Origin of the sequence: Enterococcus sp. AZ078, assembly GCF_051714985.1 — a bacterium.
Classification (GTDB): Bacteria; Bacillota; Bacilli; order Lactobacillales; family Enterococcaceae; genus Enterococcus_B; species Enterococcus_B hirae.
In genome coordinates, this window is the sequence record NZ_JBIOSW010000001.1 from 1 (window position 1) to 18288 (window position 18288).

The 18288-nt window shown below is 37.5% G+C and carries 15 protein-coding genes; 13 read left to right on the top strand and 2 right to left on the bottom strand.

From position 1 onward, the window contains the following. The 9 genes from dnaA to rpsR all read left to right on the top strand — a co-directional run. Positions 1-1335, top strand: a 1335-nt coding sequence (gene dnaA / locus IGJ18_RS00005; RefSeq protein ID WP_010720504.1) for a chromosomal replication initiator protein DnaA, incomplete at its 5' end; no start/stop codon positions are given. Between the two features lie 189 nt (positions 1336-1524). Next, a complete protein-coding gene (gene dnaN / locus IGJ18_RS00010) occupies positions 1525-2655 on the top strand; it encodes a DNA polymerase III subunit beta (protein ID WP_010720503.1) in 1131 nt (376 codons plus the stop codon). Between the two features lie 211 nt (positions 2656-2866). Next, positions 2867-3109, top strand: a complete 243-nt coding sequence (gene yaaA / locus IGJ18_RS00015) for a S4 domain-containing protein YaaA (RefSeq protein ID WP_010720502.1) — start codon at positions 2867-2869, stop codon at positions 3107-3109. Further along, positions 3096-4217, top strand: coding sequence for a DNA replication/repair protein RecF (recF, locus tag IGJ18_RS00020; protein WP_034697664.1), 1122 nt, complete (start codon positions 3096-3098; stop codon positions 4215-4217). The genes yaaA and recF overlap by 14 nt, the downstream gene beginning before the upstream one ends. Further along, complete coding sequence (gyrB, locus tag IGJ18_RS00025) at positions 4218-6164, top strand: DNA topoisomerase (ATP-hydrolyzing) subunit B (protein ID WP_010736776.1); 1947 nt, start codon at positions 4218-4220, stop codon at positions 6162-6164. Between the two features lie 19 nt (positions 6165-6183). Continuing rightward, complete coding sequence (gene gyrA, locus IGJ18_RS00030) at positions 6184-8682, top strand: DNA gyrase subunit A (RefSeq protein ID WP_010720499.1); 2499 nt, start codon at positions 6184-6186, stop codon at positions 8680-8682. Positions 8683-9080: 398 nt separating this feature from the next. Then, complete coding sequence (gene rpsF / locus IGJ18_RS00035) at positions 9081-9380, top strand: 30S ribosomal protein S6 (protein WP_010720498.1); 300 nt, start codon at positions 9081-9083, stop codon at positions 9378-9380. A gap of 51 nt (positions 9381-9431) precedes the next feature. Beyond that, the gene (gene ssb / locus IGJ18_RS00040) at positions 9432-9944 is read left to right on the top strand and encodes a single-stranded DNA-binding protein (protein WP_010720497.1); all 513 of its coding nucleotides are present in this window, start codon (positions 9432-9434) and stop codon (positions 9942-9944) included. Positions 9945-9969: 25 nt separating this feature from the next. Beyond that, entirely contained in the window at positions 9970-10206 is a 237-nt protein-coding gene (gene rpsR, locus IGJ18_RS00045) for a 30S ribosomal protein S18 (protein WP_002288370.1), read from the top strand. A gap of 147 nt (positions 10207-10353) precedes the next feature. Here rpsR and IGJ18_RS00050 read toward each other — a convergent pair whose 3' ends face one another. After that, positions 10354-10761, bottom strand: a complete 408-nt coding sequence (locus IGJ18_RS00050; RefSeq protein ID WP_010736777.1) for a hypothetical protein — start codon at positions 10759-10761, stop codon at positions 10354-10356. Positions 10762-10999: 238 nt separating this feature from the next. Between IGJ18_RS00050 and IGJ18_RS00055 the strand changes: the two genes are divergently transcribed. Beyond that, positions 11000-12973 (top strand): DHH family phosphoesterase, encoded by a 1974-nt coding sequence (locus tag IGJ18_RS00055; RefSeq protein ID WP_063626389.1) that lies wholly within the window; start codon positions 11000-11002, stop codon positions 12971-12973. A gap of 5 nt (positions 12974-12978) precedes the next feature. Beyond that, positions 12979-13431, top strand: coding sequence for a 50S ribosomal protein L9 (gene rplI, locus IGJ18_RS00060; protein ID WP_010720494.1), 453 nt, complete (start codon positions 12979-12981; stop codon positions 13429-13431). 392 nt (positions 13432-13823) lie between these two features. On the opposite strand, the gene IGJ18_RS00065 is transcribed toward rplI, so the two are convergent. Continuing rightward, positions 13824-14486, bottom strand: a complete 663-nt coding sequence (locus tag IGJ18_RS00065; RefSeq protein WP_226062565.1) for a glycine zipper family protein — start codon at positions 14484-14486, stop codon at positions 13824-13826. Between the two features lie 468 nt (positions 14487-14954). Between IGJ18_RS00065 and dnaB the strand changes: the two genes are divergently transcribed. Both dnaB and IGJ18_RS00075 read left to right on the top strand, forming a co-directional pair. Beyond that, positions 14955-16322, top strand: a complete 1368-nt coding sequence (dnaB, locus tag IGJ18_RS00070) for a replicative DNA helicase (protein ID WP_010720492.1) — start codon at positions 14955-14957, stop codon at positions 16320-16322. Between the two features lie 437 nt (positions 16323-16759). Then, positions 16760-18052 (top strand): adenylosuccinate synthase, encoded by a 1293-nt coding sequence (locus IGJ18_RS00075; protein ID WP_010720491.1) that lies wholly within the window; start codon positions 16760-16762, stop codon positions 18050-18052. The last annotated feature ends 236 nt before the right edge of the window (positions 18053-18288 follow it).

Sequence of the window (18288 nt, forward strand, 5' to 3'; positions counted from 1 at the left end):
ATGGTATCCCTCGATGCTTTATGGAACGAATTAAAAACAACTTATCAAAAGGATCTCTCACCTGCGAGCTATAATACTTGGATCGAAACCGCTCATCCACGTTCATTGGATCAGAGTCAATTAGTCGTCGAAGTACCAAGTAAAATTCATAAAGAATATTGGGAAAAGAATCTAACAACCAAAATTGTTGAAGTTGGTTACATGCTAACTGGAAAAGAGATCATTCCAAGGTTTGTAACTGGTGAAGAGGTGGAGCAAGAAGTCGTCGAAGAAATCAAAAGTCCTAAAATACCTGTTGCAAATCCAATAAAGAAGGCGATGTTGAACCCGAAATATACATTTGATACCTTCGTTATCGGTAAAGGAAACCAAATGGCTCATGCGGCAGCTTTAGTCGTTGCAGAAGACCCTGGTTCCATTTATAATCCTTTGTTCTTTTATGGTGGTGTCGGCCTCGGTAAAACCCATTTGATGCATGCTATCGGACATCAAATGTTGTTAAGCGAGCCTGATGCAAAGGTCAAATACGTTAGTAGTGAAACATTTGCCAATGACTTTATTAACTCGATCCAAAACAAAACTGCAGAGGAATTTCGCCAAGAATACCGAAACGTCGATCTTTTGCTGGTCGATGATATTCAATTCTTTGCTGAAAAAGAAGCAACACAGGAAGAATTTTTCCATACTTTCAATGCACTCTACAATGAAGGAAAACAAATTGTATTGACGAGTGATCGTTTACCAAATGAGATTCCAAAATTACAAGAACGTTTGGTTTCACGTTTTGCGTGGGGATTGTCAGTTGATATCACACCACCCGATTTAGAAACGAGAACTGCGATTTTACGTAAAAAAGCAGCAGCCGAACGTTTGGAAATACCCGATGATACCTTGAGTTACATTGCCGGACAAATTGATTCAAACATCCGTGAATTAGAAGGAGCACTCGTTCGTGTTCAAGCATTTGCTGCGATGAATAGTGAAGATATCTCAACTAGTTTAGCTGCAGATGCACTGAAAACACTAAAATCTGGTAAAGGTCATCCGCAATTATCTATCTTACAGATCCAAGAAGAAGTCGCGAAATATTATCATATTCAGTTAAAAGACCTAAAAGGAAAAAAACGTGTCAAATCAATCGTTGTACCGAGACAAATCGCTATGTACTTAGCAAGAGAGCTAACGGATAGTTCTTTACCAAAAATTGGTGCTGAATTTGGTGGGAAAGACCATACAACAGTGATTCATGCTCACGAAAAAATCCAGCAATTAATGGAATCAAGTGTCAGCATGCAAAATGAAGTATCCGAAATCAAAAATTTCTTATTAAATTAACTTTGAAAAACGAAAAAACGCTTTGTGGATAAAATCAAAAAAAGCCTAAAAGTTATACACAGATTTTCCACAGCTGTTTTTTCTTTTATTTCTTGCATTTTTTTAGTTTTCCACAGAATCAACAGTACCTAATACTTTTATTATTTATATATTAACTAATAATAAATAAACGCTTAAAGGAGACACAACATGAAAGTAACTTTAAATCGAGCAAGTTTTATGCAAGAATTGCAAACTGTTCAACGTGCTATTTCAAGTAAAACCACTATTCCAATCTTGACTGGAGTCAAAATTACTTTGACTCAAGAAGGATTAACGCTAACTGGGAGTAATGCAGATATTTCTATTGAAACTTTTTTATCTGTTGAAAATGAAAAAGCCCAAATGCAAATTGAATCAACTGGAGCAATTGTGTTACAAGCTCGTTTCTTTAGTGAAATTATCCGTCGCTTACCAGAAGACACCTTTACTCTTGAAGTCTTAGAGAATAAACAAGTAGCCATTACTTCAGGAAAAGCCAACTTCTTAGTAAATGGGTTAGATGCAGACAATTACCCTCATTTACCTGTCGTTGAAAGCCATAATCAAATGAAATTACCGGTACATGTCTTAACGAAATTGATCAATGAAACAGTATTCGCTGTCTCACAACATGAAAGTCGTCCAATTCTAACAGGGGTCCATTTTATTTTAGAGGGAAATTCTCTTTTGGCTGTCGCAACTGACTCCCACCGTCTAAGCCAACGAGTGATTCCAGTTGAACAAGCAGCTGATCATTTTGATATCGTGATTCCTGGTAAAAGTCTGACTGAATTATCTCGTTCATTGACAAATGAAGAAGAAATCGTTGAGATCAGTATCATGGAAAACCAAGTACTCTTTAAAACAGAAAACATGTATTTTTATTCCCGTCTGTTGGAAGGAAACTACCCCGATACGAATCGGTTGATTCCTTCAAGCTTCAATACAGAAGTAGAATTTTCTGTTCCAAGTTTCCTTGCAGCGATTGAACGTGCCTCATTACTTTCTCATGAAGGACGTAATAATATCGTTCGTTTATCCATCCAATCAGATGCGGTGATTCTATATGGAAACTCACCTGAAATCGGAAAAGTAGAAGAAAGTCTGAATTATGTGGCAAGTAGTGGGGATCCTTTGGATATTTCCTTTAACCCTGATTACATGAAAGCTGCGTTACGTGCGTTTGGTGATATGAGTATCAAAGTGAAATTTATTTCTTCTATTCGTCCGTTTACATTAGAACCAACAGAAGATGGTGTTCAATTTATCCAGTTAATCACACCAGTACGTACGAACTAATCTGTATATCATTTTGAAAAAGTAATGAAAAAAACAAAAAATAAACAAAAAGCCATAAAATCACTTTTAAGGCTTTTTGTTTATTTTTGTTTAAAACACCTTTTTTCGCTTAAATCGTCTTATATGGAAAAATATATGGATAAATTTGTTTTATTGCCTAAAAAAAGGTATAATAGAGTATACATTTATTAATGAAAATGAGGGATGAACATTGAAACAACAAGTCATTCTAAAAACAGAATTTATGACGTTGGGTCAAATGCTAAAAGAAGTCACAGTAATTAGCAGTGGTGGACAAGCAAAATGGTATTTAGCTGAAAACACTGTCTTGGTAGACGGCGAACCAGAGAATCGTCGTGGACGAAAACTTTATCCCGGCATGATGGTTGAAGTTCCAGAAGTGGGAACTTTTTTTATGGTAAAAAAAGGAATAAACGATAATGAGGCTGAATAAGCTGTATCTAAAAAATTATCGAAACTATCAGGAATTAAAGATTACGTTTACTAAAAACCTTGTCATTTTTTTAGGAGAAAATGCCCAAGGTAAGACGAATCTTTTGGAAAGTATTTATGTTTTGGCTATGACGAGAAGTCACCGTACTAGCAGTGAGCAAGAATTGATCGGATGGCAAGGCGAGCAAGCACTGATCCAGGGCGAAGTGACAAAAGGAACCTCTAAGATTCCTTTGGAGATCCTTCTTTCAAAAAAGGGACGCAAAACAAAGATCAATCATATCGAACAAAAAAAATTAAGTAGCTATGTTGGTCAATTAAATGTCATTTTATTTGCACCTGAAGACCTTTCATTAGTAAAGGGTAGTCCGCAGATTAGGCGAAAATTTCTTGATATGGAGTTAGGACAGATCAATCCGATCTATCTTTACGATTTGGTTCAATATCAAGGTATCCTAAAACAAAGAAATCAATATTTGAAACAACTGAATGAAAAAAAACAAACAGATTTACTTTATTTAGATATTTTATCTGAACAGTTAGCTGAATTTGGAAGTAAAGTATTGAAAGCACGTGCACAGTTTGTTCGACGACTGGAATTTTGGGCAAATACATTGCACCAACAAATCACCCATCAAAAAGAGCAATTAGAGATTGAATATGTCACCTCGTTTTCTTCTTTAAGCACACAAACACAAGAAGAGATCCAAACACAATTTTTAGAATTGTTGAATCAAAACAAAAAGAAAGATATGTTTCGCGGAACAACGACAATTGGACCACATCGTGATGATCTTTCTTTTTTCGTCAATCAAAAAAACGTGCAAACGTATGGTTCTCAAGGACAGCAGCGGACCACTGCTTTAAGTGTCAAGTTGGCTGAAATTGATTTGATCAAAGAAGAAACTGGGGAGTATCCAATTCTTTTACTTGATGATGTAATGAGTGAGCTAGATGATAATCGCCAACTACATTTACTAGAAACGATTGAAGGAAAGGTACAGACTTTCTTAACAACAACGACACTTGATCATGTAAAAAACAAAATGACTGTTGAACCAGAGATTTTTTATGTTCAGCAAGGGGAAATAAAAGGAGAAGAAGGCTAAATGACAGATGAAAAAAGTTTAGTAGAACGTGCAAAAGAATATGATGCCAGTCAGATCCAAGTTCTTGAAGGACTTGAAGCCGTTCGAAAACGTCCTGGTATGTATATCGGCTCCACAAGTTCGGAAGGATTACATCACTTAGTATGGGAAATCGTTGATAACTCTATCGATGAAGTCCTAGCAGGATTTGCGACGAAAATCCAAGTAATAATTGAAAAAGATAACAGTATTACTGTCATCGATGATGGCCGAGGTATCCCCGTTGATATCCAAGCCAAAACTGGTCGTCCAGCGGTAGAAACGGTGTTTACGGTACTCCATGCTGGTGGGAAATTCGGCGGAGGCGGTTATAAAGTATCTGGTGGTCTTCACGGGGTAGGTTCTTCGGTTGTAAATGCGCTCTCCACTCAGCTTGATGTAAAAGTCTACAAAGATGGAAATGTGTACTATCAGGAATATCGTCGTGGTGCTGTTGTCGATGATCTGAAGATTATTGAACAAACCGATCGAAACGGGACAACTGTTCATTTTATACCAGATCCAGAAATCTTTACGGAAACAACAGTTTTTGATTTTAATAAGCTAGCGACCCGTATCCGCGAATTAGCATTCTTGAACCGGGGAATGAAGATCTCGATTGAAGATAAGAGAGAAGAATCTCCAGTAGTAAAAGAGTACCATTATGACGGTGGGATCAAGAGCTATGTGGAATATTTGAATGCAAATAAAACGGTCATTTTTCCAGAGCCAGTTTATTTAGAAGGAGAACAACAAGACATCACGGTAGAAGTTTCCATGCAATATACCGATGGTTACCACTCCAACATCATGAGTTTTGCAAATAATATCCATACTTATGAAGGTGGTACACATGAATCTGGCTTCAAGACAGCGTTGACACGTGTGATCAATGACTATGCACGTAAACAAAAATTGATGAAAGAAAATGATGATAACTTAACTGGTGAAGATGTGCGGGAAGGACTGACCGCAGTAATTTCGATCAAACACCCAGATCCACAATTTGAAGGGCAAACCAAAACAAAATTAGGTAATTCTGAAGTTCGGACAGTAACAGATCGTCTGTTTAGCGAGCATTTCATGAAATTCTTGTTAGAAAATCCAAGTGTTGGACGACAAATCATTGAAAAAGGATTGTTGGCTTCTAAAGCACGTCTAGCAGCGAAACGTGCCCGTGAAGTAACCAGAAGAAAAGGCGCATTAGAAATCAGTAATTTGCCTGGTAAACTGGCGGATTGCTCAAGTAATGATCCAGAAAAATGCGAATTGTTCATCGTCGAAGGAGATTCTGCCGGCGGTTCAGCAAAACAAGGGCGAAATCGTGAATTTCAAGCAATTTTACCGATTCGTGGGAAAATATTAAATGTTGAAAAAGCAAGTATGGATAAAATTCTAGCCAATGAAGAAATCCGCTCTTTATTTACCGCTATGGGAACAGGATTCGGTGAAGACTTCGATGTTTCCAAAGCTCGTTACCACAAATTAGTGATTATGACGGATGCCGATGTCGATGGTGCCCATATTCGAACATTGCTCTTAACCTTGTTTTATCGTTATATGCGCCCAATTGTTGAAGCGGGATATGTTTATATTGCACAACCGCCGCTATACGGGGTAAAACAAGGGAAAAAAATCACGTATGTACAACCCGGTAAAAACGCTGAAGAAGATTTGAAACAAGTAGTTGCTTCTCTACCAGCTACACCAAAACCAAGTGTTCAACGATACAAAGGGTTAGGTGAAATGGATGACCATCAACTATGGGAAACAACGATGGACCCTAGCAATCGTATGATGGCTCGTGTTAGTGTGGATGATGCTATCGCAGCTGATCAAATTTTTGAAATGTTAATGGGTGATCGAGTGGAACCTCGTCGTGCATTCATTGAAGAAAATGCCCATTATGTGAAAAACTTAGATATTTAGTCATGAAGGAGGAAAAAAGATGAGTGAAGAAATCAGAGAGAACATCCATGATGTCAATCTAACTAGCGAAATGAAAGACTCCTTCATCGATTATGCGATGAGTGTTATTGTTGCTCGTGCACTACCGGATGTTCGAGATGGGTTAAAACCTGTTCATCGCCGTATTTTATACGGGATGAACGAATTGGGTGTGACCCCAGATAAAGCCCATAAAAAATCTGCCAGAATCGTTGGGGATGTTATGGGTAAGTATCACCCCCATGGAGACAGTGCTATTTATGAATCCATGGTACGGATGGCACAACCATTTAGTTATCGGTACATGCTAGTGGATGGACATGGTAACTTTGGTTCTGTCGATGGTGATGGAGCAGCTGCGATGCGGTACACCGAAGCACGTATGAGTAAAATTGCCACGGAGATGCTACGGGATATCAATAAAAATACTGTAGATTTCCAAAGTAACTATGACGATACAGAAAGGGAACCAGTCGTACTTCCAGCACGCTTTCCTAATCTGCTAGTTAACGGAACAACAGGGATCGCAGTTGGTATGGCGACGAATATCCCTCCTCATAATTTATCTGAGGTAGTAGCAGCGATCGATCTATTGATGGAAAATCCAGAAGTAACAACCAATGAATTGATGGAAGTTTTACCTGGTCCCGATTTTCCAACCGGTGGTCTCGTAATGGGTAAATCAGGTATTCGCCGTGCTTACGAAACGGGGAAAGGCTCAATAACTGTTCGAGCAAAAGTAGAAATCACGGAGATGCCTAATGGCAAAGAACGAATTATCGTAACGGAACTTCCTTATATGGTCAATAAAGCAAAATTGATCGAACGAATCTCTGAATTACACCGCGATAAACGGATTGAAGGAATTACGGATTTGCGTGATGAGTCTTCCCGTGAAGGAATGCGGATCGTTATCGATATCCGCCGTGATGCAAGTGCTTCGGTTATTTTAAATAACCTGTATAAGTTGACTTCATTACAAAATTCATTTGGTTTCAATATGCTGGCCATTGAAAAAGGCGTTCCTAAAGTACTGAGTCTTAAACAAATACTTGAAAACTATGTAGAGCATCAGCGTGAAGTGATCACTCGCCGAACGATTTTTGAAAAAGAAAAGGCAGAAGCACGAGCTCACATTTTAGAAGGTTTACGGATCGCATTGGACCATATTGATGAAATCATTGCAATTATCCGTGGGTCTAAATCTGACGATGAAGCAAAAACAACGATGATTGATCGTTTTGAATTATCTGATCGACAAGCGCAAGCGATCTTAGATATGCGTTTACGTCGTCTAACTGGTTTAGAACGTGAGAAAATCGAAAATGAATACCAAGAATTATTACGATTGATCGAAGATTTAACGGATATTCTTGCTCGTCCAGAACGTGTGACCGAAATCATCAAAACAGAGTTAGCAGAATTAAACCAACGTTTTGGTGACAAACGTCGTACAGAATTACTAGTGGGTGAAGTTTTAAGTCTTGAAGATGAAGACTTGATCGAAGAAGAAGAAATCGTTATTACACTCACGAACAATGGGTATATCAAACGCTTAGCGAACAATGAATTTAGAGCACAACGTCGTGGTGGACGTGGTGTACAAGGAATGGGCGTGCATAACGATGACTTCGTCAAAAACCTTGTCTCTTGTTCGACACATGACACCTTGCTGTTCTTTACCAATAACGGGAAAGTCTATCGTGCCAAAGGATATGAAATTCCAGAATATGGTCGAACTGCGAAAGGAATCCCGATCATTAACTTGTTAGGGATCGATTCAAGTGAAAAAATTCAAGCAATTATTGCAGTCACCGGTGAAGCTCAAGAAGGACATTACCTCTTCTTCACTACTCGTCAAGGAACGGTGAAACGGACCACCGTAACTGCTTTTGCGAATATCCGCAGTAATGGATTGATTGCGATTGGCTTAAAAGAAGACGATGAATTAGTCAACGTGTTGTTAACAGATGGTCAATCAAACATTATCATTGGTACACATGATGGTTATTCGGTAACGTTTGCGGAAGGAGCTGTTCGGGATATGGGACGGACAGCGTCAGGAGTTCGAGGTATTCGTTTAAGAGAAGACGATTATGTGATTGGTGCTGCCTTGATGAATGAAAATCATGAAGTCTTGATCATTACTGAAAAAGGCTATGGTAAACGAACGAAAGTGAAAGAGTATCCAGTGAAAGGTCGCGGCGGTAAAGGGATCAAAACAGCCAATATCACTGAAAAAAATGGTCCATTAGCTGGACTAGCCACGATTGTTGGAACAGAAGATATCATGCTGATCACAGATAAAGGCGTTATTATTCGTTTCAATGTCTCAACTGTTTCTCAAACTGGACGTGCTACACTAGGCGTACGTTTGATCAAAATGGAAGCTGATACGAAGGTTGTGACAATGGCGGCCGTCGAGCCAGAAAGCACAGAAGAAACTGAGACACCAACAGAGACCGTGGAAGATACCACAATAGATAAAACAGAAGAATAGTCAAAAAACAGGGCTTGTCTCAGCGATGGGAAGCTTGTAAAAATAAGCCACAACCTCCGATACACAATGATTATCGGAGGTTGTGGCTTATTATTGTTTTATGTTCATGGATTCTTTTGCAACATAAAAAAGAATCCACCTACGAATAGCTCTTGTAGTTTTTATACTTTGTTATTGTAGGAGATCGTGTTTTTCAAGAGATTCAAAAAGAGAAGTTTCGGCAGTCATTTAGTAAAGCATTTTATTAAAACTTCTTTCTACACTATTTTCCCTTCAGCTTATTGCTTTTTTCACTCTATGCGTGTATAATTAAAGATTGTGAGTAGTCTAATTTATTAGAAAACTCTCCTTGCTCTTGGGAATCTAAGAGCCGAAAGTCCATAGGGAGGTGAAAATCAATGGAAAATACGAAATATGAAATCATGTACATTATTCGTCCAAACATTGATGAAGAAGCAAAAACTGCTTTAATCGAACGTTTCGATGCAATCTTGAAAGATAACGGAGCTGAAGTTATCGAATCTAAAGATTGGGAAAAACGCCGTTTAGCGTATGAAATGAACGGTTACCGTGAAGGTATCTATCACATCGTTAAAGTGTCTTCTCCATCATCAGCAACTGCTGTCAATGAATTTGACCGTCTTGCTAAAATCAACGACGATATCATTCGTCACATGATCGTGAAAGAAGAAGCATAATTTATTGTTTCATGTGGAACAATAGAACAACGATGAGAGGAGATGAATCTTTTGATTAATAATGTTGTACTAGTTGGACGTCTAACTAAAGATCCGGATTTACGATATACATCAAGTGGCACTGCAGTAGCAACGTTTACTTTAGCTGTTAATCGTAATTTTACTAGCCAAAACGGCAATCGTGAGGCTGACTTTATTAATTGTGTGATTTGGCGTAAATCAGCAGAGACATTAGCAAACTATGCTCGTAAGGGGACTCTTTTAGGAGTTACTGGACGTATCCAAACTCGTTCTTATGATAATCAGCAAGGACAACGTGTATACGTAACAGAAGTAGTTGCTGAAAACTTCCAATTATTGGAAAGTCGTGCTGCATCTGAAAATCGTCAACAAACTGGCGGTTACCAAAGCTCTGGTCAATCGACAAATGATTTTGGCGGAAGTAATAACTATAATCAAACATCTCAATCATCCAACGGTATGCCTGATTTTGATCGTGACAATTCTGATCCATTTGGTTCAAGTTCAACGATCGACATTTCAGACGATGATTTACCATTCTAAACGAATTTGATAGGAGGGAAATAGAATGGCACAACAAAGAAGAGGCGGACGTAAACGTCGTAAAGTAGACTATATTGCTGCTAACCATATTGAATATATCGATTATAAAGATATTGAATTACTAAAAAGATTTATCTCAGAACGTGGAAAAATCTTGCCACGTCGTGTAACAGGTACAGGCGCTAAAAACCAACGTAAAATTACTGTTGCTATCAAACGCGCACGTATCATGGGCTTACTACCTTTCGTAAGTGAAGATTAATTGAAATAATGAAACGAGGAAATGGTTTTACTACCGTTCCCTCGTTTTTTACTTTTTGAGAATGAATGTTTAGATGTTTTATTATCAAAAAAAAGAGTGTCATCTATACTTAGAAGAATCATAGAGAAAAGCATCCACGATTTTCGTTTAGGATTGGGGATAAAGAATACTATCTTTAAAAATTCCATCTCCCCAAATCTGACTTTCCGACAAGCTGCTCTCAATCAACTCGATCGGTTGCTGATTGACTAAGATCATTGCACAACGGTAGCCAGCGAAAGGTTGATAAAGAGGCATGATGATTTCTTGTCCTTTCAATGCTAGCTCAATGTTATCGACTGTAAAAGCAACATGAGCTTCTTTTTGAATGATTGGATCAAGACGACAATCGGGACCAAAGGCATGGAGTTCGATTGGCATAGATAAAGAATTTTTCACATCCAGTGAGTACATATCGAATAAAGGACTATACTTTGTTTCTGGATGATCTTTGATTTCTTCCAGATCGATTGGTTTACCGATATGATGGAAGCTTAATTTGTTCATTTTATTCATATAATGCTCCTTTGCCTTTTATAAATTGCTCATTTGAACATTCAAAGTAGTAATAATTTGCTTTATTTCGGTTTGAGGTTAGATGATAACTGTCATTTCAAGGTTGAAAACAAGTTATTCTACCATTTTTTTTAATACAGTGAAAAGTATTTTCAGTTAAATAATCAAGCATTTGTTTAGTCGCTTGAATACGGGAAGTTATGGTAAAATTAAACTAATCAACTATGGGAGGAAGAAGATGGAAAAAGAAAAAGAAAACTTAACCCCTAGACCTCTCTTCATTTTTTTATTTCTATTGCTTGAAGTACTGGTTGTATTATTTATGCCATTTCGTTTTGTTAGCGCTTTGGTTGTGCTTTTGATGAACCTTTTTGGCTTACGTTATTGGTTGAAATTAAAACGATGGCTAATGATAAAAAATCGTGAAAAAATCCAACAAGCCTCAACGGTGGCTGAGAACAATCTTGCTTATGTCTCCGAAGTGATGCCAGTAGGTGTGATTGCGTACCAACCAACAAGCCAAAAAATTGAATGGTTGAACCCACTCGCCTTAAAAATCAAAGATCAAAGCAGCTTAACAGAAGAAGAACTATTAGATGCTTTCTTTACGGCAAAAGAGAAAAAGAAAAAACAAGTATATTTAGCAGATCGAACCTTTCAATTTGAAATGGATACAGTAAAGGGGGTCGTTTATTTCAACGATATCACCCAAAATCAATTGTTGAAGCTCCATCAAACCAACAGCCAACCAGTGATTGGTATCTTATCAATTGATAATTATGCAGATGCTATTGATAAGTTAGATGACAAAGAAATTTCTTATCTCAATTCGTTTGTGACTACAATGGTGTCTGATTGGATGAATGAATACCATGTCTTTTTTAAGCGGATCACTGCAGAACGCTTTTTCTTTGTCGCACAAATGATTGATTTGAAAAAAATGATGGACAAAAAATTTGATCTGTTGGATCGTTTACGTGCAGAAGCAGAGCGACAAAATTTGCCAATTACTCTAAGTATGGGGATTGCTTACGGTCAAGATTCGTTAGATGAAATTGGGGGAGAAGCCCAAAATAATTTGGACATTGCTCTAGTTCGAGGTGGCGACCAAGTTGTCGTGAAAGAACTACGTGAGGGAGCAAAACCTGTTTACTATGGAGGAAAATCAGCTAAGTCAGTCAAACGAACCCGTGTACGTTCACGAGCGATGAGTACTGCACTTCGTAAGATTTTTACTGAAACTGGCGATGTATTTATCATGGGGCATAAATTCCCCGATATGGATGCCATTGGTTCAGCATTTGGGGTAAGTTGCTTAGCTCGTTTCAATCAAAAAAAAGCGTATATCGTACTTGATGAAAACGAGATTATTCCAGACGTAGAACGATGTTTAGAGGAAATTCATAAACACCCTGAACTAGAAGCACAGCTGATTTCGCCCAAAAAAGCGATGGAGCTTAAAAAAGAAGAAGACCTGCTAGTTATGGTAGATTACCACAAACCCTCGCTATCGATCTCTCAGAGCCTATATGAGCAATTTGATAAGATCGTTATTATTGATCATCATCGACGCGGGGAGGAGTTCCCAAGTAAGCCGCTGTTGACGTATATCGAATCTTCTGCTTCTTCTGCTTCAGAGTTAGTGACAGAACTAATTCAGTATCAAAGCAATCGCACGAATCGCTTAGATCGTTTTGAAGCGACGTTGTTATTGGCAGGCATGACTGTTGATACGAACAGTTTTAATGTACGCACAACGGCACGAACTTTTGATGTAGCAAGTTATTTAAGGTCTTGTAGTGCGGATGCTTCCCTAGTACAATATTTATTGAGTTCAGATTTAGCAACCTATTTGGAAATCAGCCATTTGATTGCACAGAGCGAATATGTAACTTCAGATATTGTCGTAGCAGCTGGGACAGATGAAAAGGAATATAATAGTGTGATCGCTGCGAAAACGGCAGACACCCTCTTATCAATGATCAATATCAATGGGGCTTTTGTCATCACGAAACGAACGGACGGGCTAGTCGGGATCAGTGCTCGTAGTTCGGGCACGATCAATGTTCAAGTGATCATGGAGTCTCTTGGCGGCGGCGGTCATTTCACCAATGCAGCGACCCAATTGGAAGGTGTCACAGTAGAAGAAACCAAACAGCGTTTACTTGCTGCAATCAAAGAAAATAGGAATCAATTATATGATAAGGAGTAATGGATATGAAAGTCATTTTCTTACAAGATGTAAAAGGTAAAGGAAAAAAAGGTGACGTTAAAGAAGTACCGAATGGTTACGCACAAAATTTCCTATTAAAAAATAATTTGGCAAAAGAAGCAAATAAAAGTAGTATTAGCCAATTAGCTGGACAAAAAAAGGCACAAGAAAAACAAGAAGCTGAAATTTTAGAAGAAGCAAAAGAACTAAAAGGATTTTTAGAAAAAGAAGAAACGGTTGTCGAACTGAAAGCCAAAGCGGGTGAAGATGGACGTTTATTCGGTTCAATCCCTTCAAAACAAATTGCTGAAGGATTGAACAAGCAATACAAAGTAAAACTAGATAAACGAAAAATCGAATTGAATAATCCAATCCGTACGTTAGGTTACACGAACGTACCAGTCAAATTGCATCATGAAGTGACTGCAACGATCAAAGTGCATGTGGTAGCAGAATAGCTACCTCACCAATCATTTCTGTTAGCAGTCTCTTGAGTTTTTGTAATAGGACTTGTTGAGAAATGATCGCAGAGACTGAGAGTTCTTTTCAAAAAGAAAATCAGCCGGATTTTGATGAATCATGTCAAAATCCGGCTAATTTTTTCATTTAATGGTAAAGATATTTGATAGGATGGTATAGAAAGCATACTTTCTTTTCGATTGATTTTAGCTACTTTATTCTTACAAGATTATGTGCTTTTTAATACCCTAGATCAAAAAAGTGGGACATTAACCAGATTTTTTTGTTCATGCCCTAGACTCTTTAAGCTTAGATTATTTTTTCTTGCGATATTTCAAAAATAGTAATATCATCACAAGGATTGTTGAATAAATTAATAAAGTTCCCAGTCTCATATACTACACTGCGTTTGTGACGTTAAACTGCAAATCGGAAATTCTGCTGTTAAAGTCATCCGCACTCCTCCATTTGATCTATTTTTACTAATCATTGTTTTTACATCACTTTGACCTTGATCGCAACGTTTGGCTAATACTGCAGCACCAATAATTGTCCCAACTACAGCTCCAATCACACCTCCAATTACAGCACCATAACCCGCACCATTTACTGCTAAACCAACAGAACAAAAACCTAAATAGTCTCTTAAATTAGCTAATCCTGTCTTACTAGTGGCATAATCGTTGATACCACCATTAACAAATTTTTCTGACCACCCGGTAGTATCGTAAAGTCCTCGTGCGAACGTATTGTCACCATAAGCATAGTGGACTTCAGCGCCATCATATTTTAAGATAAGAGACTGGATCAAAGCTTTTGTTTCTGCTGAGTCTGGCTGATTCATTAACTGTTGTTTGATCTCTGGACGATTCACTTCTTGCACAAAATTTTTGTATAATTCATTGGATTCGACAATCGTGACTTTATCTAGTTGAAAATGGTTTTCAGCTGGTACACTAGCGGTTTTCTCAGCTGCATCAACGATTTGTGTTACTCCTGGTACTACAGATCCAAATAAAGACAGACAAGACAATAAAATAGCAACGAGTTTCATTTTTTTCGTAACACATTTCCTCCTAAAATTTTTTGTGCGGACTAGAAAACGTTTTCTGTAATGAATTATAGCTCAATCAATAGTATATAGTATTAAATAATCATAAGTGATCTATTTTTTGTCAAAAATGAAAAAATAGGAAAAAATAAAAAAAGTTTCCTTTTTCTTCTTTTTCGATTATGACAAAACCTATTGAACATATAGCTAGTTTGGTACTAGCGTAAAGGATCACTTGACTGATATACTTTTTATAGTTGTTTCATTTTATCAAGGGATCTTCGTTCTCAAAGTTTTTGCTAGTTTAAGATTTTGATGAATCTACATATGTATTTTTTGTACTTATTCTTGGTATTGACTGTCTCTTTTATTGATTTCGAAAGATAAGCAACCATTACACTCACTTTTTTAAAGTGACTTTTTTACGATTTTCTTGTAAAATAAAGCAATTGAAGACAAGGAGCGATATGTATGAATGAAGTGTGGCAGGATCGAATTCCACCGCAAAATATTGAAGCTGAACAAGCGGTTTTAGGATCGGTTTTTTTAGATGCTGAAACGATCATTGATGCCATGGAGTACATAGAACCGAAAGACTTTTATCGTCGGGGACATCAAATCATTTTTGAAACAATGATCGAGTTAAATGACCGTAATGAAGCAATAGATGTAGTGACTGTAAAAGATCGGTTGGAGCAAGCGAACTTATTAGAAGATGCTGGTGGGTTAAGCTACCTTTCAGATTTAGCGTTAGCAGTACCTACTGCAGCAAATATCGTCTATTATGCGAAAATCGTTGAAGAAAAATCATTGCTCCGCACACTGATCCAAACAGCTACTGGGATCGTGACAAAAGGGTTTGAACAAGGGGAAGAAGTCCAGTCGATTCTGGATGATGCCGAGCGCAGTATTTTAGAAGTATCAGAAAAAAGAAACCGCAGTGGCTTTCTATCTATTGCAGAAGTCTTGAACTCAACCATTGAAAATATTGACCAACTGGCCCAAAATAATGAAGAAATCACAGGATTACCGACTGGATATCAAGGACTTGATAAAATGACAGCAGGTTTTCAACCTGAGGAATTGATCATCCTAGCAGCTCGGCCTGCGGTAGGGAAAACAGCTTTCGCATTAAATATAGCTCAAAATGTCGGGACAAAAACCGATCGTTCAGTTGCTATTTTTAGTTTGGAAATGGGGGCTGAATCGCTTGTCAATCGGATGCTTTGTGCGGAAGGATCGATCGAAGCAAGCCATTTGCGTACCGGTCAACTTTCTGAAGAAGAGTGGTCTAATTTGATCGTTGCAATGGGGAGTTTGTCACGGGCAAATATCTTTATTGATGATACTCCAGGAATAAAAATTTCTGAGATTCGTGCCAAATGCCGAAAATTAGCGCAGGAAAAAGGAAATCTTGGATTGATCTTGATTGACTACTTGCAATTGATTGAAGGAAACGGGAGAGAAAATCGTCAACAAGAAGTATCTGATATTTCACGTCAATTAAAAAAGCTAGCCAAAGAATTAAAAGTACCAGTTATTGCGTTGTCCCAGCTTTCCCGTGGAGTAGAACAACGTCAAGATAAACGTCCTGTATTAAGTGATATCCGTGAATCGGGTTCCATTGAGCAAGATGCTGATATCGTAGCCTTCTTATATCGAGATGATTACTATGAAAGAGAAGGTGGCGAAGACAATGAGGATAACGAACCAAAAAACGACAATGTCATTGAAGTCATCATCGAAAAAAACCGTAGTGGTGCCCGTGGTACAGTAGAATTACTGTTTATCAAAGAATACAACAAATTTTCGTCGTTATCCCCGAGAGAAGAATATTGATTATAAATTGACTATAAAGAAGCATTCTCCAAATTATCTCGTTAATTTGGAGGTGCTTTTTTAGCTATCGATCATTCCAACTGTTCTTTATCAAAAGAAAACGCAGCAGAATCACATTTGGGAAATAATAGTATAGTAAATTAGGAAGCAGTCTACCCTAGTAATCATTATTTCTAATAAGCAAAGATGTTTAGATTACGATTCTGTCAGTGGCAACGAGTAATAAACCCTAAAAAACTATCTTATTTGCTTTGTACTAAAGGAACTTTCTTCTCTGAATAGTTTTATTTACACTAGTTTCTATTTAAAATTTATCATCGTTCGTTTTTCAAGCGTTTTTATAAAATAAATAAAAGAATCATTCGATTTTAGTTGAATAAGTAATGAGTTATTGTTACAATAATTCAGGATTAAATAAAATAAAACGAGGTGTTCAAATGTCATCTGTAGTAGTGGTAGGTACACAATGGGGCGACGAAGGGAAAGGAAAAATTACTGACTTTCTTAGTGAAAATGCTGAAGTGATCGCACGGTACCAAGGTGGCGATAATGCAGGACACACGATCAAATTCAACGGTGTTACTTATAAACTGCATTTGATTCCTTCGGGGATTTTTTATAAAGATAAAATCAGTGTGATCGGGAATGGTGTGGTAGTCAATCCTAAATCATTAGTCAAAGAGTTAGCTTATTTACATGAAAAAGGTGTAACTACTGATAACTTACGTATTTCTGACCGAGCACATGTTATTTTGCCTTATCACATCAAGTTGGATCAATTACAAGAAGATGCAAAAGGTGAAAATAAAATCGGTACAACAATCAAAGGGATCGGACCAGCATACATGGACAAAGCAGCTCGTGTAGGGATCCGCATCGCTGACTTACTAGACAAAGAAATTTTTGAAGAACGCTTACGTTTAAACTTAGAAGATAAAAACCGTCAATTTGTAAAAATGTTTGATTCTGAGCCAATTGATTTTGACTCGATATTTGAAGAATATTATGAATATGGTCAACAAATCAAACAGTATGTTACTGATACATCTGTCATTTTAAATGATGCCCTAGATGCAGGAAAACGAGTATTATTTGAAGGCGCACAAGGGGTTATGCTGGATATCGACCAAGGAACCTATCCATTTGTTACTTCTTCAAACCCAGTCGCAGGTGGCGTAACGATCGGTAGTGGCGTAGGTCCATCTAAAATCAATAAAGTTGTTGGTGTATGTAAAGCTTATACTTCTCGTGTAGGAGATGGTCCATTCCCAACTGAATTGTTTGATGAGACGGGACAACAAATCCGTGAAGTTGGTCGCGAATACGGAACGACTACAGGTCGTCCACGACGTGTGGGATGGTTTGATTCAGTAGTGATGCGTCACTCAAAACGTGTTTCAGGAATTACTAATCTATCCCTTAATTCAATTGATGTCTTAAGTGGACTTGATACAGTAAAAATTTGTACAGCTTATGAGCTAGATGGAGAATTGATTTATCATTATCCAGCAAGTTTGAAAGAATTGAAACGTTGTAAACCTGTTTATGAAGAACTTCCAGGTTGGTCTGAAGATATTACAGCATGCAAAACACTTGCTGAATTACCAGAAAATGCACGTAACTATGTCAGACGTATTTCTGAACTCGTAGGTGTGCGTATTTCAACATTTTCTGTTGGACCTGATAGAACACAAACAAATATTTTAGAAAGCGTCTGGGCACAAATTTAAGCCATTCAGCTAAGTTCGTTGAGACAGGACATTCTTGTTCCTTAAGAATGAACGAAATAGCAGAAGTATAGGTAAGAATGCTCATGCGGTAAAGAAAGAAAACGTCGAAACTGCGAAATTTGTTTTTAACATTTTTGTAGATTTTGGCGTTTTTTTTCAATAAGTAATCAAAGTTGGTTTAGAGGTGAGCGTTGTTCTTCTTTTTAATCATCCATTAAAATTTTACGAAGACAATG

Coding starts and splice junctions, on each gene's coding strand:
- rpsF (WP_010720498.1), top strand. CDS start 9,081: ATGGAAAATACGAAATATGAAATCATGTACATTATTCGTCCAAACATT.
- IGJ18_RS00075 (WP_010720491.1), top strand. CDS start 16,760: ATGTCATCTGTAGTAGTGGTAGGTACACAATGGGGCGACGAAGGGAAA.
- dnaN (WP_010720503.1), top strand. CDS start 1,525: ATGAAAGTAACTTTAAATCGAGCAAGTTTTATGCAAGAATTGCAAACT.
- gyrB (WP_010736776.1), top strand. CDS start 4,218: ATGACAGATGAAAAAAGTTTAGTAGAACGTGCAAAAGAATATGATGCC.
- gyrA (WP_010720499.1), top strand. CDS start 6,184: ATGAGTGAAGAAATCAGAGAGAACATCCATGATGTCAATCTAACTAGC.
- dnaB (WP_010720492.1), top strand. CDS start 14,955: ATGAATGAAGTGTGGCAGGATCGAATTCCACCGCAAAATATTGAAGCT.
- rplI (WP_010720494.1), top strand. CDS start 12,979: ATGAAAGTCATTTTCTTACAAGATGTAAAAGGTAAAGGAAAAAAAGGT.
- rpsR (WP_002288370.1), top strand. CDS start 9,970: ATGGCACAACAAAGAAGAGGCGGACGTAAACGTCGTAAAGTAGACTAT.
- IGJ18_RS00050 (WP_010736777.1), bottom strand. CDS start 10,761: ATGAATAAAATGAACAAATTAAGCTTCCATCATATCGGTAAACCAATC.
- IGJ18_RS00055 (WP_063626389.1), top strand. CDS start 11,000: ATGGAAAAAGAAAAAGAAAACTTAACCCCTAGACCTCTCTTCATTTTT.
- IGJ18_RS00065 (WP_226062565.1), bottom strand. CDS start 14,486: ATGAAACTCGTTGCTATTTTATTGTCTTGTCTGTCTTTATTTGGATCT.
- recF (WP_034697664.1), top strand. CDS start 3,096: ATGAGGCTGAATAAGCTGTATCTAAAAAATTATCGAAACTATCAGGAA.